Annotated in this window: 13 protein-coding genes; 7 read left to right on the top strand and 6 right to left on the bottom strand. The window is 70.0% G+C overall.

The genetic code is table 11. The features are described 5' to 3' along the window. Positions 1-56: 56 nt before the first annotated feature. Genes ACYQ7X_RS08975 through ACYQ7X_RS09005 form a run of 7 tightly spaced genes read left to right on the top strand, consistent with a single transcriptional unit; the run spans position 57 to position 8,125 of the window. Positions 57-539, top strand: coding sequence for a (2Fe-2S)-binding protein (locus ACYQ7X_RS08975; protein WP_459696632.1), 483 nt, complete (start codon positions 57-59; stop codon positions 537-539). Further along, positions 536-4,180 (top strand): molybdopterin cofactor-binding domain-containing protein, encoded by a 3,645-nt coding sequence (locus tag ACYQ7X_RS08980; RefSeq protein WP_459696634.1) that lies wholly within the window; start codon positions 536-538, stop codon positions 4,178-4,180. Before ACYQ7X_RS08975 ends, ACYQ7X_RS08980 begins: the two co-directional genes overlap by 4 nt. Next, on the top strand, positions 4,173-5,630 hold the full coding sequence (locus ACYQ7X_RS08985; RefSeq protein ID WP_459696635.1) for a 6-hydroxynicotinate reductase: 1,458 nt from the start codon (positions 4,173-4,175) through the stop codon (positions 5,628-5,630). Before ACYQ7X_RS08980 ends, ACYQ7X_RS08985 begins: the two co-directional genes overlap by 8 nt. After that, positions 5,600-6,529, top strand: coding sequence for a UPF0280 family protein (locus tag ACYQ7X_RS08990; protein WP_459696636.1), 930 nt, complete (start codon positions 5,600-5,602; stop codon positions 6,527-6,529). Before ACYQ7X_RS08985 ends, ACYQ7X_RS08990 begins: the two co-directional genes overlap by 31 nt. Further along, on the top strand, positions 6,507-7,091 hold the full coding sequence (locus tag ACYQ7X_RS08995) for an amino acid synthesis family protein (RefSeq protein ID WP_459696637.1): 585 nt from the start codon (positions 6,507-6,509) through the stop codon (positions 7,089-7,091). The genes ACYQ7X_RS08990 and ACYQ7X_RS08995 overlap by 23 nt, the downstream gene beginning before the upstream one ends. Then, entirely contained in the window at positions 7,088-7,672 is a 585-nt protein-coding gene (locus ACYQ7X_RS09000; protein ID WP_459696638.1) for an amino acid synthesis family protein, read from the top strand. The genes ACYQ7X_RS08995 and ACYQ7X_RS09000 overlap by 4 nt, the downstream gene beginning before the upstream one ends. A 6-nt stretch (positions 7,673-7,678) precedes the next feature. Beyond that, positions 7,679-8,125: a MarR family winged helix-turn-helix transcriptional regulator gene (locus ACYQ7X_RS09005; RefSeq protein ID WP_459696639.1), complete on the top strand. Its 447-nt coding sequence runs from the start codon at positions 7,679-7,681 to the stop codon at positions 8,123-8,125. A gap of 27 nt (positions 8,126-8,152) precedes the next feature. Here ACYQ7X_RS09005 and ACYQ7X_RS09010 read toward each other — a convergent pair whose 3' ends face one another. From ACYQ7X_RS09010 to ACYQ7X_RS09035, 6 genes are all read right to left on the bottom strand, one after another. Further along, positions 8,153-9,319: a fumarylacetoacetate hydrolase family protein gene (locus ACYQ7X_RS09010; RefSeq protein WP_459696640.1), complete on the bottom strand. Its 1,167-nt coding sequence runs from the start codon at positions 9,317-9,319 to the stop codon at positions 8,153-8,155. Positions 9,320-9,469: 150 nt separating this feature from the next. Beyond that, a complete protein-coding gene (gene glgA, locus ACYQ7X_RS09015) occupies positions 9,470-10,933 on the bottom strand; it encodes a glycogen synthase GlgA (RefSeq protein WP_459696641.1) in 1,464 nt (487 codons plus the stop codon). After that, the gene (gene glgC / locus ACYQ7X_RS09020; RefSeq protein WP_459696642.1) at positions 10,933-12,198 is read right to left on the bottom strand and encodes a glucose-1-phosphate adenylyltransferase; all 1,266 of its coding nucleotides are present in this window, start codon (positions 12,196-12,198) and stop codon (positions 10,933-10,935) included. Before glgC ends, glgA begins: the two co-directional genes overlap by 1 nt. 95 nt (positions 12,199-12,293) lie before the next feature. Next, on the bottom strand, positions 12,294-12,509 hold the full coding sequence (locus tag ACYQ7X_RS09025) for a hypothetical protein (protein ID WP_459696643.1): 216 nt from the start codon (positions 12,507-12,509) through the stop codon (positions 12,294-12,296). A gap of 3 nt (positions 12,510-12,512) precedes the next feature. Next, positions 12,513-13,544: a sugar-binding transcriptional regulator gene (locus ACYQ7X_RS09030; protein ID WP_459696644.1), complete on the bottom strand. Its 1,032-nt coding sequence runs from the start codon at positions 13,542-13,544 to the stop codon at positions 12,513-12,515. A 353-nt stretch (positions 13,545-13,897) separates the two neighbouring features. Next, the gene (locus ACYQ7X_RS09035; RefSeq protein ID WP_459696645.1) at positions 13,898-15,343 is read right to left on the bottom strand and encodes an FAD/NAD(P)-binding protein; all 1,446 of its coding nucleotides are present in this window, start codon (positions 15,341-15,343) and stop codon (positions 13,898-13,900) included. Positions 15,344-15,353 lie beyond the last annotated feature (10 nt).

A 15,353-nucleotide genomic window follows, 5' to 3' on the forward strand; every position in this document is an offset into this window, starting at 1 on the left:
TGTGCAAACGATCGGGCTGAGGCTTGGGGCAGGCGGATGGAGACGAGGCAGATTTCGTGCGGCCGCTGACGCTCCGCGTCAACGATGCCACCCATGCTCTGGCAGTCTCGCCCGAGACGCCGCTGCTCTTCATCCTGCGCAACGATCTTGGCCTCAACGGCCCGAAATACGGATGCGGCCTCGGCGAATGCGGGGCTTGCGCGGTACTTGTGGACGGCAGGCCGGCGCGGTCCTGCTGCCTTGCCGTGGGGCTGGTGGAGGGGCGGGAGATCACCACGCTCGAAGGGCTCGGCACGGTGGCGGCGCCGCATCCGGTGCAGGCCGCCTTCATCGCCGAGCAGGGGGCGCAATGCGGCTATTGCCTCAACGGCATGATCATCAGCGTCGTCGCCCTGCTCGCGCGTGATCCGCATCCCGACGACCGCGCGATCGCCGAGGCGCTGCGCTACAACCTCTGCCGCTGCGGCACGCATGTCGAGATCATGGCGGCCGCCCGGCGTGCCGCCCGCGGCGCCGCTTCAGCGGGCGGCAGCGCATGAGCGGGGAGAGGCCGGAGACGCCCGGTCCTGATAGCGCTCGCGCAGGCGGGCCAGGCTCAGACGGCCTGCGCCGCTTCGCCGATTATCTGGAGGGCAGGGGCCAGCTGCTGGTGGTGCGGGACAGGCCGGACGGCGGCGGCCAGAACACGCCCGAGATCTTCCTCATCCTGCATCGCGATGGCACCGCCACCGGGTTTTGTGGCCATGTCGATCTCGGCACCGGCATCGGCACGGCGCTCGGCCAGATCCTGGCCGAGGAACTCGATCTGCCCTTCGCCGCCGTCACCATGGTGCTTGGCGATACCGAGCGCACGCCCGATCAGGGCCCGACCATCGCGAGCGAGACGATCCAGGTAGCGGCCAAGCCGCTTGCCCGCGCGGCGGCGACGGCGCGCGCCGTGCTGCTCGCCCGCGCCGCGGAGCGGCTCGGCACCGCGGCGGGGGGGCTCACGGTCTCCGCCGGCCGCATCCTGCTCGCCTCGGGCGCGGAGAGCGGCCTCTCTTACGGCGATCTCATCGGCGAGGAGCGCATCCTCGTGCGGATCGATCCCGCCGCCGCGCTCAAGCCGGCGGAGGATTATCGCATCGTCGGCCGCGAGGTTGCCCGCGTCGATCTGCCGGCCAAGGCCACCGGCACCTTCACGTATGTGCATGATGTGCGGGTGCCGGGCATGCTGCATGGCCGCATGGTGCGGCCACCCTATGCCGGGCGGGATAGCGGCCCCTTCGTCGGGCGCAGCCTCGTCGCGGTGGACGAGGCCTCGATCGCCGAGGTGCCGGGCCTCGTCAAGCTCGTGGTGATCGGGGATTTCATCGGCATCGTGGCGGAGCGGGAAGAGCAGGCGGCGCTGGCGGCGGAGCGCCTGCGGGTGACCTGGAAGCCCGCGCCGCCGCTGCCCGATCTCACCGATATCCCCACCGCCTTGCGGGAGAACCCGGCCAAGCGGCGGGAATTGCTGAGCCGGGGCGATGTGGTGGCCGCGCGCGCCGGTGCGGCGCTCGGGCTCGATCGCAGCTATGTCTGGCCCTATCACCTGCATGGCGCGATCGGGCCCTCCTGCTCGGTCGCGGATTGGCGGGAGGATGGCCTCACCCTCTGGTCGGGCACGCAGAATCCGCACATGCTGCGCGCCGATCTGGCGCGGCTGCTCGGGCTGGCCGAGGAGCGGATCGAGATCATCCGCCACCAGGCGGCGGGCTGCTACGGCCGCAATTGCGCGGATGATGTGGGGGCGGATGCGGCGCTGCTCTCCCGCGCCGTCGGGAGGCCGGTGCGCGTGCAGCTCACCCGGGCGGAGGAGACCGCCTGGGAGCCGAAGGGTGCCGCCCAGCTCATGGAGATCGCGGGCGGGCTCGATGAGCTGGGCGGCGTCGCTGCCTATGATTTCTCGACCCGCTACCCCTCGAACGGCGCGCCGCTGCTCGCCGCCCTGCTGACGGGGGCGATCCCGCCGGAGCCGGCGGTCTTCACCATGGGCGATCGGACGGCGGTTCCGCCCTATGCCTATGAGACGATGCGCATCGCCGCCTACGACATGCCGCCCATCCTGCGCGCCTCCTGGCTGCGCGGGGTTTCCGCGATGCCGAATTCCTTCGCCCATGAAAGCTGGATCGACGAGGCGGCCGCCGCCGCCGGCGCCGATCCGGTGGAATACCGTCTCCGCTATCTGCAAGACCCGCGGGCGCGCGATCTCATCCGCGCTGTCGCCGAACGGGCCGATTGGGTGCCGCATACCGCGCCGGGCTCGCTCGGCGGCGCGGGGGATATCCGGCGCGGGCGCGGCTTCGCCTATGCCGTTTATGTCCATGGCCCGTTTCCCGGCCTGCCCGCCGCCTGGTCGGCCTGGGTCGCCGATGTCGAGGTCAATACCGCGACCGGCGATGTCGCGCTGACGCGCGTCACCGTCGGGCAGGATTCGGGGCTGATGATCAACCCGGCCGGGGTGCGGCATCAGATCCACGGCAATGTCATCCAATCCATCAGCCGAGTGCTGAAAGAGGAGGTGCGGGCGAACGACACGGCGGTGGAGACGAAGGACTGGGGCGGCTATCCGCTGATCACCTTCCCCGAGATCCCGCCGATCGAGGTGGTGATGATGGACCGGCCGGGCGAGCCGCCGCTCGGTGTGGGCGAATCGGCCTCGGTGCCGAGTGCGGCTGCCATCGCCAATGCGATCTACGATGCGACCGGCGTGCGCTTTCGCGAAGTGCCCTTCACACCCGAGCGGGTACGCCGCGGCCTGATGGAGGCCGGGGTCGTGCCACCCCCGGCGGCGCCGGCTGCTGCCGCCTTGGCCGCGCCGTCCGCCGCCCGCAGGCGCGGCTTCTGGGCCGGGCTCGGCTTCGGCCTTGCCGGCTTGCTCGGCGCCTGCGCGGTGGCGCTGCCGGTCCGCCAGGCCTTCGAGCCGGCCTCACCCCCGGGCGCCGGCCTCTATTCCGAGCAGACGCTGGCGCGCGGCCGGGTGCTGGCGGCGCTTGGCGATTGCGCGGTCTGCCACACCGCGCCGGGCGGGGCGATGCTTGCCGGCGGCCGCCCGCTGGAGACGCCGTTCGGCGTGATCTACAGCACCAACATCACCCCCGACCCCACGACCGGGATTGGCGACTGGTCCTTCGAAGCCTTCCGCCGGGCGATGCGCGAGGGGATTGGGCGCAACGGGCGGCACCTCTACCCGGCCTTTCCCTATACCCATTTCACCAAGGTGACGGACGACGACCTCGAAGCGATCTACGCCTATCTCATGACGCAAAAGCCCGTAGTGGCGCCCGCCCGGGCCAATGATCTCGCCTTTCCCTTGGGCTTCCGCACGCTGATGGTGGGTTGGAACACGCTCTATCTCCGCCCCGGCGCGTATCGGCCGGATCCTGCGCGCTCGGCCGAATGGAACCGCGGCGCCTATCTGGTGGAGGGCTTGGGCCATTGCAGCGCCTGCCACAGCCCGCGCAACGCGATGGGGGCGGAGATCAGGAGCCGCCGCTTCGCCGGCGGCGAGGCGGAGGGCTGGATGGCGCCGCCGCTCGCGCATCTCTCCCAATCCCCCGTGCCTTGGACGGAAGATGCCTTCTACACCTATCTGCGCACCGGTTTCTCTCCGCAGCATGGGCCGGCGGCAGGGCCGATGGCGCCGGTGGTGCATGAGTTGCAATCCGTGCCCGATGCCGATCTGCGGGCGATGGCGCATTACCTCGCCTCCCTCGGCCCGGAGGTGACGCCGGGCGCCGCCGCGGCCGCGGCGGAAGCGGCGGACCAGCGCAATGCCGGCATCCTGCTGCCCTCGGCCGGGCCCGGCGGCCGCATCTTCCAAGGCGCCTGCGCCGCCTGCCATGCGCCGAGCGCCCCGGCGCTCTTCGGGGTAAAGCCCAACCTTGCCTACAACAGCAATATCCAGGCGGAGCGGCCGGACAACCTCATCCGCACCATCCTCGGCGGCATCGCGCATCCGCCCGAGCCCAGCATGGGCGCGATGCCCGCCTTCGGCCCGGTGCTGAGCGACCGCCAGATCGCCGACCTCACTGCCTTCCTGCGCCGCCAATACGCGCCCGATCGCCCCGCCTGGACCGATCTGCCCGCCCGCATCGCCCGGCTGCGCCGCGCGATGGCCCATGAAAGCGCGCTGATGCAGGGGAAACCGCATGGCTGAACCCGCCGCCACCATTCGCTGCGATGCCTGCCCGGTGATGTGCAATATCCGCCTGGGCCAGGCCGGCGCCTGCGATCGCTATGCCAATGAGGCGGGGGTGTTGGTGCGGGTCGATCCGCTCGTCCTGCTCGAAGCCGCGCGGGCCGAAGGCGCCCCGATGGTCGCCTTCCAGGCGGATGAGGATTGGGATGGCCGGCTGGTGCGCGGCGCCGATACCTTCGTGACCGCCATCGGCGCCGGCACCACCTATCCCGATTACAAGCCCGCGCCCTTCATCGTCGCGACCGAGGTGGAGGGGGTGGATATGGTCACCGTCGTCACCGAAGGCGTGTTCAGCTATTGCGGGGTGAAGATCAAGATCGATACCGACCGCCACCTCGGCGAGGAGCGCGCCATCCTGTGCGCCGGGGGGGAGCCGGTCGGCCATGTGACGACCGGGGAATACGGCTCGCAGATGCTCTCGCTCGGCGGCGTCGCCCATCTCACCGGCGGCAGCAAGAAGGAGGGGCGCGTCACCTGCGAGACGCTGCTCGCGCTCTGCAACCGCCAGCCCGTCGAACTGGCCGTCGATGACGGTGCAACCATCATCGTGCAGGCCGGGGAGGCCCCGATCGTCAACGGTGTGCAGGAGAGGCGGATGCGGGTCGGCTGCGGCTCGGCCACCATCGGCATCTTCGCGCCGCAATGGCTCGGCCTCGTCGATGAGGTGGTGGTGGTCGATGACCATATCACCGGCGTGCTGTCCGAACATCAGGGCGGCAAGCTGCTCGGCGTGCCGCCCACGGGCATTCGCCTGCGCGGCCGGCGCTCCACCCCGGGCCGCTATTTCCAGGTGGCCAGGCCCGGCACCGGCTGGGGCGGCACCGATATCACCGATCCTCTCGCCATCCTCGAACCTTTCGATGCCAAGCACGCGCGGCCGGGCCTCCGCCTGCTGATGGTGAGCACGACCGGCGAGCATTACGGCTACTACCTGCTCGACGAGGCGCTGCGCCCGGTGGCGGCGGATCTGCCGGCGGCGCTTGCCCGTTCTGTCGCGCGGATTGCCGAGAATTGCGAGCCGGCGCTGGCGAGCGTGCTCTTCATCGGCGGCGCCGGCGGCTCGCTCCGCGCGGGGGTGACGGATAATCCGGTGCGGCTCACCCAGTCGGTCGCGCGGGGGAGTGCCCGGCTCACCTGCGGTGGCGCGCCGGTCTATCTCTGGCCGGGCGGCGGCATCACCTTCATGGTGGATGTGACAAAGCTGCCCGAGAACGCCTTCGGCTATGTCCCGACGCCGGCGCTGGTGGCGCCGATCGAATTCACCATGCCGCTCGCGCATTACCAGGCGATGGGCGGCTATATGGATCATGTGCGGCGGGCCGAAACGCTGAGCAGGGCGGCGCCGCACCGCTTCGCCCGGCAATTGCCGGAAAACCCATGGCCGCTGGCGCCGGCCCTGCCGCGCTGAGCCCGGGCTCTGCCGCCGCCCCCCGCGCGCGGGCGCGGCTGCTGCCGGCGGCTGCCTCCGGCGCGGCGCGCCTGCATCTGCAGGATGGGCCGATCGACCTCGTTATTCTCAGCGCTGGCGAGGCGCGCGCGGTCGAGCACGCCTATCGCGCGGCGCGGCAGCGTTTCACGACCATCCTCGACGAACTCTGCGCCGAGCTGCCGCCGCTCCGCCAGGATGTCGGCGCAACCTCCGGCCCGCTCCATGGCGTGATCGCGCAACGCATGGTGGCTGCCGTGGCGCCGCTCCGCCGCTGGGGCTTCATCACGCCGATGGCCGCCGTCGCCGGCGCCGTGGCCGAGGAGGTGCTGGCCGCCATGCTGGCCGCGGCGCCCCTCGCGCGGGCGGCCGTCAACAACGGCGGGGATATCGCACTCCATCTCGCGCCGGGCGAGGCGATCCGCATCGGCATGGTGGCGCGGCCCGAGCCTGCGGCGCCCGATCTCTTCGGCCGCTTCCGGCTCGCAGCCGCCGATCCGGCGCGCGGGCTTGCCACCAGCGGCTGGCGGGGGCGGAGCTTTTCGCTCGGCATCGCCGATGCCGTTACTGTGTTGGCGCGGACGGCGGCGGCGGCGGATGCGGCCGCCACCATGATCGCCAATGCCGTCGATCTGCCAGGCCATCCGGCGGTGGCGCGCGCCCCGGCCTGCAGCCTGCAGCCTGATAGCGATCTCGGCAGCCTCTGCGTGACCCGCGCGGTCGGGCCCCTCGCGCCGGGGGAGCGCGCGCTGGCACTCGCCCAAGGTGCGGCGCGGGCGGCGGCGATGCGGTCCGCCGGGCTGATTTTTCGCGCCGCCCTGCATCTGCAAGGCGAGACAGTCACGATAGGAGATAACAATGACGAAGATCCTGTTGCGTAAGCGGGTCGTCACGGTCGAGCACATCTTCCACGAGGGCGGCCCGCCGCCTGCGCAGCCTTTGCTGCGCGCTGCCTGCATCAGCGTGATCGCCAATCCTTTCGCCGGGCGTTATGTGGAGGAGATCGCCGCTTTCATGAAGACGCTGGAACCCTTGGGGCTTGAGATGGCCGAGGCGCTGGTGCAGGCGCTGGGCGGCGATGCGCGCGCGGTCGAGGGCTACGGCAAGGGCGCCATCGTCGGCGCGGCCGGGGAGTTGGAGCATGGCGCGCTTTGGCACGTGCCCGGCGGCTACGCCATGCGCGCGGTGCTGGGGGATGCCCGCGCCATCGTACCCTCCGCCAAGAAGGTCGGCGGGCTCGGTGCCCGGCTCGACGTGCCGGTGACCCATATCAACGCCTCCTATGTGCGCAGCCATTTCGACGCGATGGAGGTGGGGGTGGCGGATGCGCCGCGCGCCGATGAACTGGCGCTCGTCCTGGTGATGACGACAGGGCCGCGCATCCACGCCCGCGTCGGCGGCCTGGCGGCGGCCGATATCCGGGGCGAGGACGGGCTGCGATGATCGAGCCCGGCCTCCGCAAGCTCGTCACCCTTCTCGATGAGGTTCGCGCGGAGATGGGGCAGCCGGTTGACCCGCCAAGGCGGCGGGCGGTGGCGATCGCCGTCATCGCCAATCCCTGCGCCGGCAGCTACGAAGCCGATCTCGCCTCGCTGAGCGAGATCGGGGCGCGGCTCGGCGCGCTGCTCACCGCGCAGGCGCTCGCCGCCCTCGGCCTCCCGCCCGAGCGGGTGGAGAGCTTCGGCAAGGGCGCGATCGTGGGCGAGGCGGGCGAGGTCGAGCATGCGGCCGCCATCCCGCACCCGAAGCTCGGCGCTCCGATGCGCGCGGCGTTGGGTGGCGGCGCGGCGCTCGTGCCTTCGGCGAAGAAGCGCGGCGGCCTCGGCTGCGCGCTCGATCTGCCGCTCGGCCATCGCGATGCGGCGGATCTGCCGAGCCATCTCGATGCGATGGAGGTGCGGGTCGCGGATGCGCCGCGCGCCGGGGAAATTCTGGTGGCGGTCGGGCTGGCCGCGGGCCCGCGCCCGCTCGCCCGCGGCGATCGCCGCTTGGCCGAGGCCGAGCCGCTAGGCAGCAAGGGATAGAGCCGAATGGATGATGGCGCGCGGCTGATCCCGGAGATCATGGAAGGCTACCAGCTGGACGATCAGGTGGGCTTCCTGCTGCGCCAGGTGACGCAGCGCCACACCGGCATCTTCGCGCATCGCATCGGTGATGGGCTGACGCCGATGCAATGGGCGGTGCTCTCCAAACTGCTCGAAATCGGCGAGACCTCGCAATCCGCTCTCGGCCGCGCCGTGTTCATGGATGCGGCGACGATCAAGGGTACGGTGGACCGGCTGGTGGCGCGCGCCCTCGTCTCCCGCACGCCGGATGCGGAGGATCGGCGGAAGCTGCTGGTCAACCTCACGCCCGAAGGCGTGGTGGTCACCCGCCGCAACCTCGCCGCGGCTGCCGCGATCACGCGGGAAACCCTCGCGCCCCTCTCAGGCGACGAAGTGGCGGAGCTGCTGGCCCTGCTCGCCCGCCTTCGTTAGAGCGACTTCAGGGGCGCGCCCGACCCTTCAGGCAAGCAGGCCGCGCGCGGCGAGGTTTCGCATCAGCGCGCCGATGCCGAAGGTCCAGGCCGGCGCCTCCTCGGCATAGGTCACGCTATTGACCAGACATCCGAGGCGGGGAGATGCGATCTCCACCCGGTCGCCGAGCTTGTGGGTGAAGCCCTGGCCCGGCTCGTCCCGATCCTGCACCGGCGCGAAGAGCGTGCCGAGGAAGAGCATGAACCCGTCGGGATAGTGGTGATGCGCGCCGGCGGCATGATGCACCAACTCCTCCGGATCGCGGCTGATCTCGCGCATCGAACTCGTGCCGCGCAGCACATAGCCGTCCGCCGCGCCGCTGACGGTGAGGTTCAGATCCATCTGCCGCACGTCATCCAGCGTGAAATGCGCATCGAAGAGGCGGATGAAGGGGCCGATCGCGGTCGAGGCATTGTTGTCCTTGGCCTTGCCGAGCAGCAGCGCGCTCCGCCCCTCGATGTCGCGCAGGTTCACGTCGTTGCCGAGGGTCGCGCCGCGGATCGCGCCGTGGCTGTTGACGGCGAGGACGACCTCGGGCTCCGGATTGTTCCAGCTCGATTTCCGCAGGATGCCGATCTCCGCGCCGAGGCCGACGGCGGCGAGCACCGGCGCCTTGGTGAAGACCTCGGCATCCGGCCCGATGCCGACTTCGAGATATTGTGACCACAGGCCGGCCGCCATCAGCACCTCCTTGGCCCGCGTGGCCTCGGCCGAGCCGGGCTTGAGCGTGCGGATCTGGCCGCCGATCGCCTCGCTGATCTGGGCGCGGATGGTCTCGGCGGCGCGGAAATCGCCGCGCGCCCGCTCCTCGATCACCCGCTCGATCATCGAGCGCGCGAAGGTGACACCGCAAGCCTTCACCGCCTGAAGATCGCAGGGGGCGAGGAGATGCGGCACGTCCTGCCGCCCGGCGAGGCTCGCCTCGATGACGGTTGCGAGATCGTATTCGCGCGGCGCGGCGATGGCGCCGAGCGTCTCCGCCGGCGCATCCCGTTCCAGAAGGGCCGAGACGGTCGGCCCGGCGGCGGTGATGTCGGCCAGCCGCTCGCCGCGCAGATGCACGATCGCCGGGCCGCCGAGCGCCGGGTCGAACACGCGGCCGATGAGGCTCGCGCGCGCATGGTCCTCGGGCAGGATGGGGGTGGCAGGGGTCATGGCGCTGATCCTCAAAGCTTCCTGGTGGTCATTGTCTTGGGCATATCCTGGTCAGACGGCACTGTCCGATCAGGGGCAGATGCGCGCCGAACGCAGCGCGGGCGTGGCTTGCAGGCGGCTTGCGGCAAGGCGCGCCGCCCCGATCGCGCTCTAATCGCCGGCGCCCTCGGGCACCAGTTCGCGAAACAGCGCCGCGTATTGCCGGGCGGAGCGGTTCCAGCTCACGTCACCGGCCATGGCGCTCCGCTGCATCGCTGCCCAGGCCGCGCGATCCTGCCAGACGGCGCCGACGCGGCGGAGCGCGCGATCGAGGGCCTCCTGGTCCGGCGCGTCCATCTGAAAGCCGGTGGCAACGCCGGCCGCCAGCGCGGCCTCATTGGCGTCGATCACGGTATCGGCGAGCCCGCCGACGCGGGTTACCACCGGCAGGCAGCCGTAGCGCATGGCGCAAAGCTGGGTGAGGCCGCAGGGCTCGAAGCGGGAGGGGATGAGCAGCGCATCGGCGCCGGCATAGATGAGGTGGGCGAGGCTTTCATCGTAGCCGAGCATAACGCTCGTTTCGCCCGGCCGCACCGCCTCGGCGAAAGCGCGTTCGAGGTCGGCGGCGCCGCTGCCGAGGATGATGAGGCCGGCGCCCATCTCCCGCAGCGTCGGCAGGCAGTCGGGCAGCAGGTCGAGCCCCTTCTGCGTCGTCAGCCGGCTGACGACACCGAAGAGCAGACGCGCGGGGTCGAGATCGAAACGCGCGCAGAGCGCGGCCTTGCTCGCCGCCCGTGCCGTGGGGTCTTGCAGGGAATAGCCCTGCGGCAGGGCCGGGTCGGTGCGCGGATCCCAGACAGTCGTGTCGATCCCGTTGAGGATACCGCTCACCGCCGTGCCGCGGGCGCGGAGCAGACCGTCCAGCCCCATGCCGCCTTCCGGCGTGCGGATTTCCCGCGCGTAGCTGGGCGAAACCGTCGTCACCCGGTCAGCGAAGCGGATGCCGCCTTTGAGGAAGCTGATCCTGCCATGATATTCCAGCGCATCGATGGCGTAGGCGGCGGGCGGCAGGCCGAGTTCCGCGAGCAGGCCCGGCTCGAACAGGCCCTGGAAGGCGAGGTTGTGGATCGTCGTCACGCTCGGCGGCAGGGTCCGGCCCGGCTCGCCACCAGTCTCGTAATGCAGATAGGCCGGCAGCAGCCCCGCCTGCCAATCATGCCCATGCACCAGAGCGGGGCGCCAATCCGGCAGCAGCCCGCGGGCGAGGCGGGCGCCGACGCGCGCGAGCGCGGCGAAGCGGGCGGCATTGTCCTGCCAGTCGCGGCCCATGCTGTCGAGATAGGGGTTGCCGGGCCGGGCGTAGAGATGCGGCGCGTCGATCACGAGGAGCGGGGCGCCCGCGGCTTCGCCCGCCAGCAGCCGGGCCGGGCCACCGAAGAGCGGGCCGAGATCCTGGGTGAGGCGCGTGCCCGCCATCCCCGCCAGCACGGCCGGATAGCCGGGCAAGAGGGTGGTGACGGCGATGCCATGCGGCCGCAGCGCCGCGGGCAGCGCGCCCGCCACATCCGCAAGTCCCCCGGTCTTGACGAGCGGGAAGAATTCGGACGCGACGGCGAGAACCTCGAGCGCCGCCATCAGCCGAGCGCGTCGATCATCGGCTGGGTGATGAGGCAGATGCCGGCCTCGGTACGGCGGAAGCGGCGGGCATCCTCCTCGGGGTCTTCCCCGGCCACCAGCCCGTCCGGGATCGTCACCCCGGCATCGATGATGACGTTCGAAAGCCGCGCCCCGCGCCCGATGGTCGCATAAGGCAGCACCACCCCGCCCTGGATGCTCGCGAAGGAATGGGCGCGCACGCCGGTGAAGAGCAGCGAGCGGCGCACCCGCGCGCCCGAGACGATGCAGCCGCCGGAGACGAGGGAGGCGACCGCCTCGCCCCGCCGTTCCCCCACATCATGCACGAATTTCGCCGGCGGGGTCAGTTCGGAATAGGACCAGATCGGCCAGGTCGCGTCATAGAGGTCGAGCGGCGGCAGCACGTCCGTGAGGTCGATATTGGCCTGCCAATAGGCATCGAGCGTGCCGACATCGCGCCAATAGGGTTCCGCACCTTCCTCGGAACGGACACAGGATTGGGTGAAGCGATGGGCGAAGGCGCGGCCATTCTGCACGAGATGCGGAATGATATCCTTGCCGAAATCATGGCTCGAATTTGGGTCTTCCGCGTCGCGCCGCAGCTGCTCGAAGAGGAACCCCGTCCGAAAAACGTAGATCCCCATGCTCGCGAAGCAGCGATCCGGATTGTCCGGCATGGGGGGCGGATCTTTGGGCTTTTCGAGGAAGGAGACGATGCGGTCCTCGCCATCCACCGCGACGACGCCGAAGCCCGACGCTTCCGCTTTCGGAACCTCCAGGCAGGCGACGGTGACATCGGCACCGTTGTCCTCATGCTGTTGCAGCATGAGTTCGTAATCCATCTTGTACACATGATCGCCGGCGAGGATGACGATGTGCTCCGGCCGATAGTCTCGGATGATGTCGATATTCTGGAACACGGCATCCGCGGTGCCGGCATACCATTGCGTTTCGCTCACCCGCTGGCTGGCGGGGAGGATATCGAAGCTTTCGTTTCGTTCCGGCCGCAGGAAGTTCCAGCCGCGCTGCATATGGCGGATGAGGCTGTGCGCCTTGTATTGCGTGGCGACCGCGATGCGGCGGATGCCCGAATTCAGCGCATTGGAGAGCGCGAAATCGATGATGCGGGATTTGCCGCCGAAATAGACGGCGGGCTTGGCGCGCCGATCCGTCATTTCCATAAGTCGGCTGCCGCGTCCGCCGGCCAGAACATAGGCCATGGCGGTACGAGACAGGGGCGATACGGATTTTGCTTTTTCGATCATGCTCTTCCTCCCGGGCGGCCAGCTTAGTCTCGGATTTTCGGGAACAGAAGGGCCTTGCGTGAAGCGCCCGCCGCACGGGGGCAGCGGCCTGCGCTTCAAGGCTTCGTGAAAGGCGCCCGATCCTCCGCCGGCAGCGCCCTGCGGCGCCCGGGTCCGGGGGCCAGCCGGCGGCTGGCGGGGGCCTCGCCTCGCCGATGGGCGACAAGGCCGAGCCCGGCGACGATGAGCGCGAGCACCGTCACGGCAAGCCGGGAGAGGTTTGCCGTGCGGCCGTGCGGCACCGGCGATGGCCCCTCGCGCGGCGCGGCCATCGCCTATCCGCGCCGGCAGCGCTGAGCGAGCAGCCGGGCGGTATCGCCGTCGATGATCAGGCCACGGATCACCCCGCTGCTCAACACCGCTTGCACCGCGTCGATTTTTTCGAGGCCGCCGCTCAGCAGCACGATGTCGCGCCCACGGATATCCTCGATATCGACGGCGATCGTGCGATGGTTGAGGTCATGGTCGATCGGCTTGCCGTCCAGCGAGAAGAGCTTGCCGAGCGTATCGCAGACGCCGCCCGCCTCCCGCGCCGATTGCAGTTCCTCCGCTGTAATCATGTTCTGGGTGCGGAGCGAGGAATCCTCCGTCAGCTCGCCGATGCCGACCAGATAGAGATCGGCCTGATGCGCGCGTTCGAGCGCATCAGCGACGGTCCGCTGGGAGGCGAGCACGTCGCGATCGGCCTTCGAATCGGCGATGAACGGCACGGGGATGAAATGGCCTTCGCCGCCGGTGCGGGCGGCCAGCGCCTGGACCACCTCGAAAGGGTTGGAGGCGGAATTGCGGGTGAGCGAGCCCATGAGCGAGACGAAGCTCGCCTCGGGGTTGCGCACGCCGGAAAGGTGCAGCGCCACCTGCTCGATCGTCCGCCCCCAGGTCACGCCGATGGTGACCGGCCCCTGGGTGAGCTTGCCGCGCAGGAAATTCGCCCCCGCGCTGCCCACCGCGCGGCGCGCGATCATGCCCTGGGCGCGGGCCAGCGCCGGGTTCTCGGCGATATCGTCGAAGCCGATGAAGGGGGTCGCGAGGCAGAAATCGAGATTGTAGCAGTCGGCGATTTCCTGCTCGGTCTGCAATTCGCGCGCGCTGTCGTGCTGGATCGTGATGGTGACGAGGCCGCGTTCCCGCGCCTCGGCGAGCAGGCGATTGACGCGGGTGCGGTGCAGCCCGAGCTTCGCCGCCGTCTCTTCCTGGTTGAGGCCGGCCATATAATAGAGCCAGGCGGTGCGCACGATGAGCGCATCGTCCGATTCATGGGCGAGGTTGACGCTCAGGGGGGCAGCTTTCCGGTTGTCGCTTTTCATTCGATCCACTTCACGATGCAGTAATCGGAGAAATCAAAGAGCAGGGCGTGCGGGGCGCGGAACCTGCGCAACCGGCCACCCGATGCGGGCGCACAGAAGGTCTTTGCACAAAAGTTCTATAGCACGCCAAGCTTGAGGAACGGAAACTTCTCACGCTGGCCGGCCCGCCTGGCTTAAGCCCCGCCGCTCGGCCGAAGGCGGAGCCCCGGGGGGCGCGATTTGATCCTGGCGCAATGATCGCTCCCGTGCCCGTCCGTAAGGCGTCTCTTTCTGCGGCGAGGCCATAACCCAATTCGCGCCCGGATGGAATTCGCGGGGGCGGCAGAACGAGGGCGCTCTCGGTCAAAACCGTTTCAGCCAGCCGCGAGCGGGGTGATTGCCGTGCCGAGCCCCTCATCGGGCCAGGCATCGGGGGTCAATTCCAGTTCCTCGTAGCCGAGCAGGCTCGCATAGTGCAGCTCCGCATCCTCGGTGAAGAACTCCCGCGCCAGCGCCTCTACGAGGTGGCGGACGCCGAATTTCAGCCCGCTGATCGAGGCGCCGGACAGCCCCATGCTCGGCGTTGCGCCGAAGGTGAAGTTGTGGATCCGCGCCAGAGCGGCGGCGGCGGGCGTTCCCGCCTCGCGGCTGGTGAAGGTGAAGTTGGTGGCGAGGTAGGGGTAGCTGGCCAGCACCGCATCCTCTTCCCCCGGCGGCGGGGTGAAGCGGTCTCCCCAGGTCGCGATGGCGGGGGCGAGGCGCCGAAGTTCCGGCCGGCGGGCGGCATCCATGACGAAGCCGGCGCCGATGATGACATAGTCGAAGGCAAGCTCGCCCTGCGGCGTGAGGATGCGGATCTCCTCGCCTGCCATGCGGGCATCGAGCCAGGGCGTGCCAGGATGGGCCGAGAACTGCGGGAAAGCGGCGCAGCGCGCCACCGTATCGGGCGGCGGCGGCTGGTTCATGGTGAAGATATGGCGCATGAAACGCCAGCGCATGAGGTCTGGCAGGGCGGCGAACTGGCCGAGGAAGCCCGCCTGCTCCATCCAGCGATAGGGGTTGACGCGCGGCAAGCGCCGCCGCCGCACGCAAAGCTGCACCCGCGCCGCCCCGGCTTCGAGCGCGGTCGCCGCATTGTCGAAGGCGGAGGCGCCGGCGCCCAGTACCCCCACCCGCTTGCCGGCGAGGGCGGCGAAATCGATCGCCTCCGAAGTATGGCCATAGCGCGCGCGGGGCAGGGCGCGCTCGATGAAATCGGGGATCATCCAGGCGCCGGAACCCGCGATGCCGGTGGCGAGGACGATGCGGCGGGCGAGGAAGCGCGTGCCATCCGCGGCCGTCGCGGCCAGCAGATCGCTCTCGGGCGCGATATCGACGATGCGGGTCTCGTTGCGCACGGGCAGATCGAGCACGGCGCGGTACCAGTCGAGATAATCCTGCCAGACTTCGCGCGGCAGCTTGCCCAGCGCCTGCCAGGCGGCGGCGCCGAAGCGCGCTTCGTACCAGGCGCGCGGCGTCAGGCTCGGAATACCGAGATCGGGGCCGGAGACGTGTTTGGGCGTGCGCAGCGTGATCATGCGGGCGAAGCTCGTCCACACCCCTTCGCCGCCGCGCGCCGCCTGATCGACGACGAGGATATTGCCGATCTTCTCCCGCATCAGGCCGAAGGCGGTGGCAAGCCCGCCCTGGCCCGCACCGATGATCAACACGTCAAGCACCGGCTCCCCGCCATGCTGACGCTTCGGCATCCAGCCTTTGGCCGGGTAGTCCAGGCAGGCGAGGTCTGCCCGCAGCCGGGCTTCAAGCTCCGCTAATGTCATCGGCCAGCAT

The sequence above is a fragment of the Acidisoma sp. C75 genome (assembly GCF_054665095.1).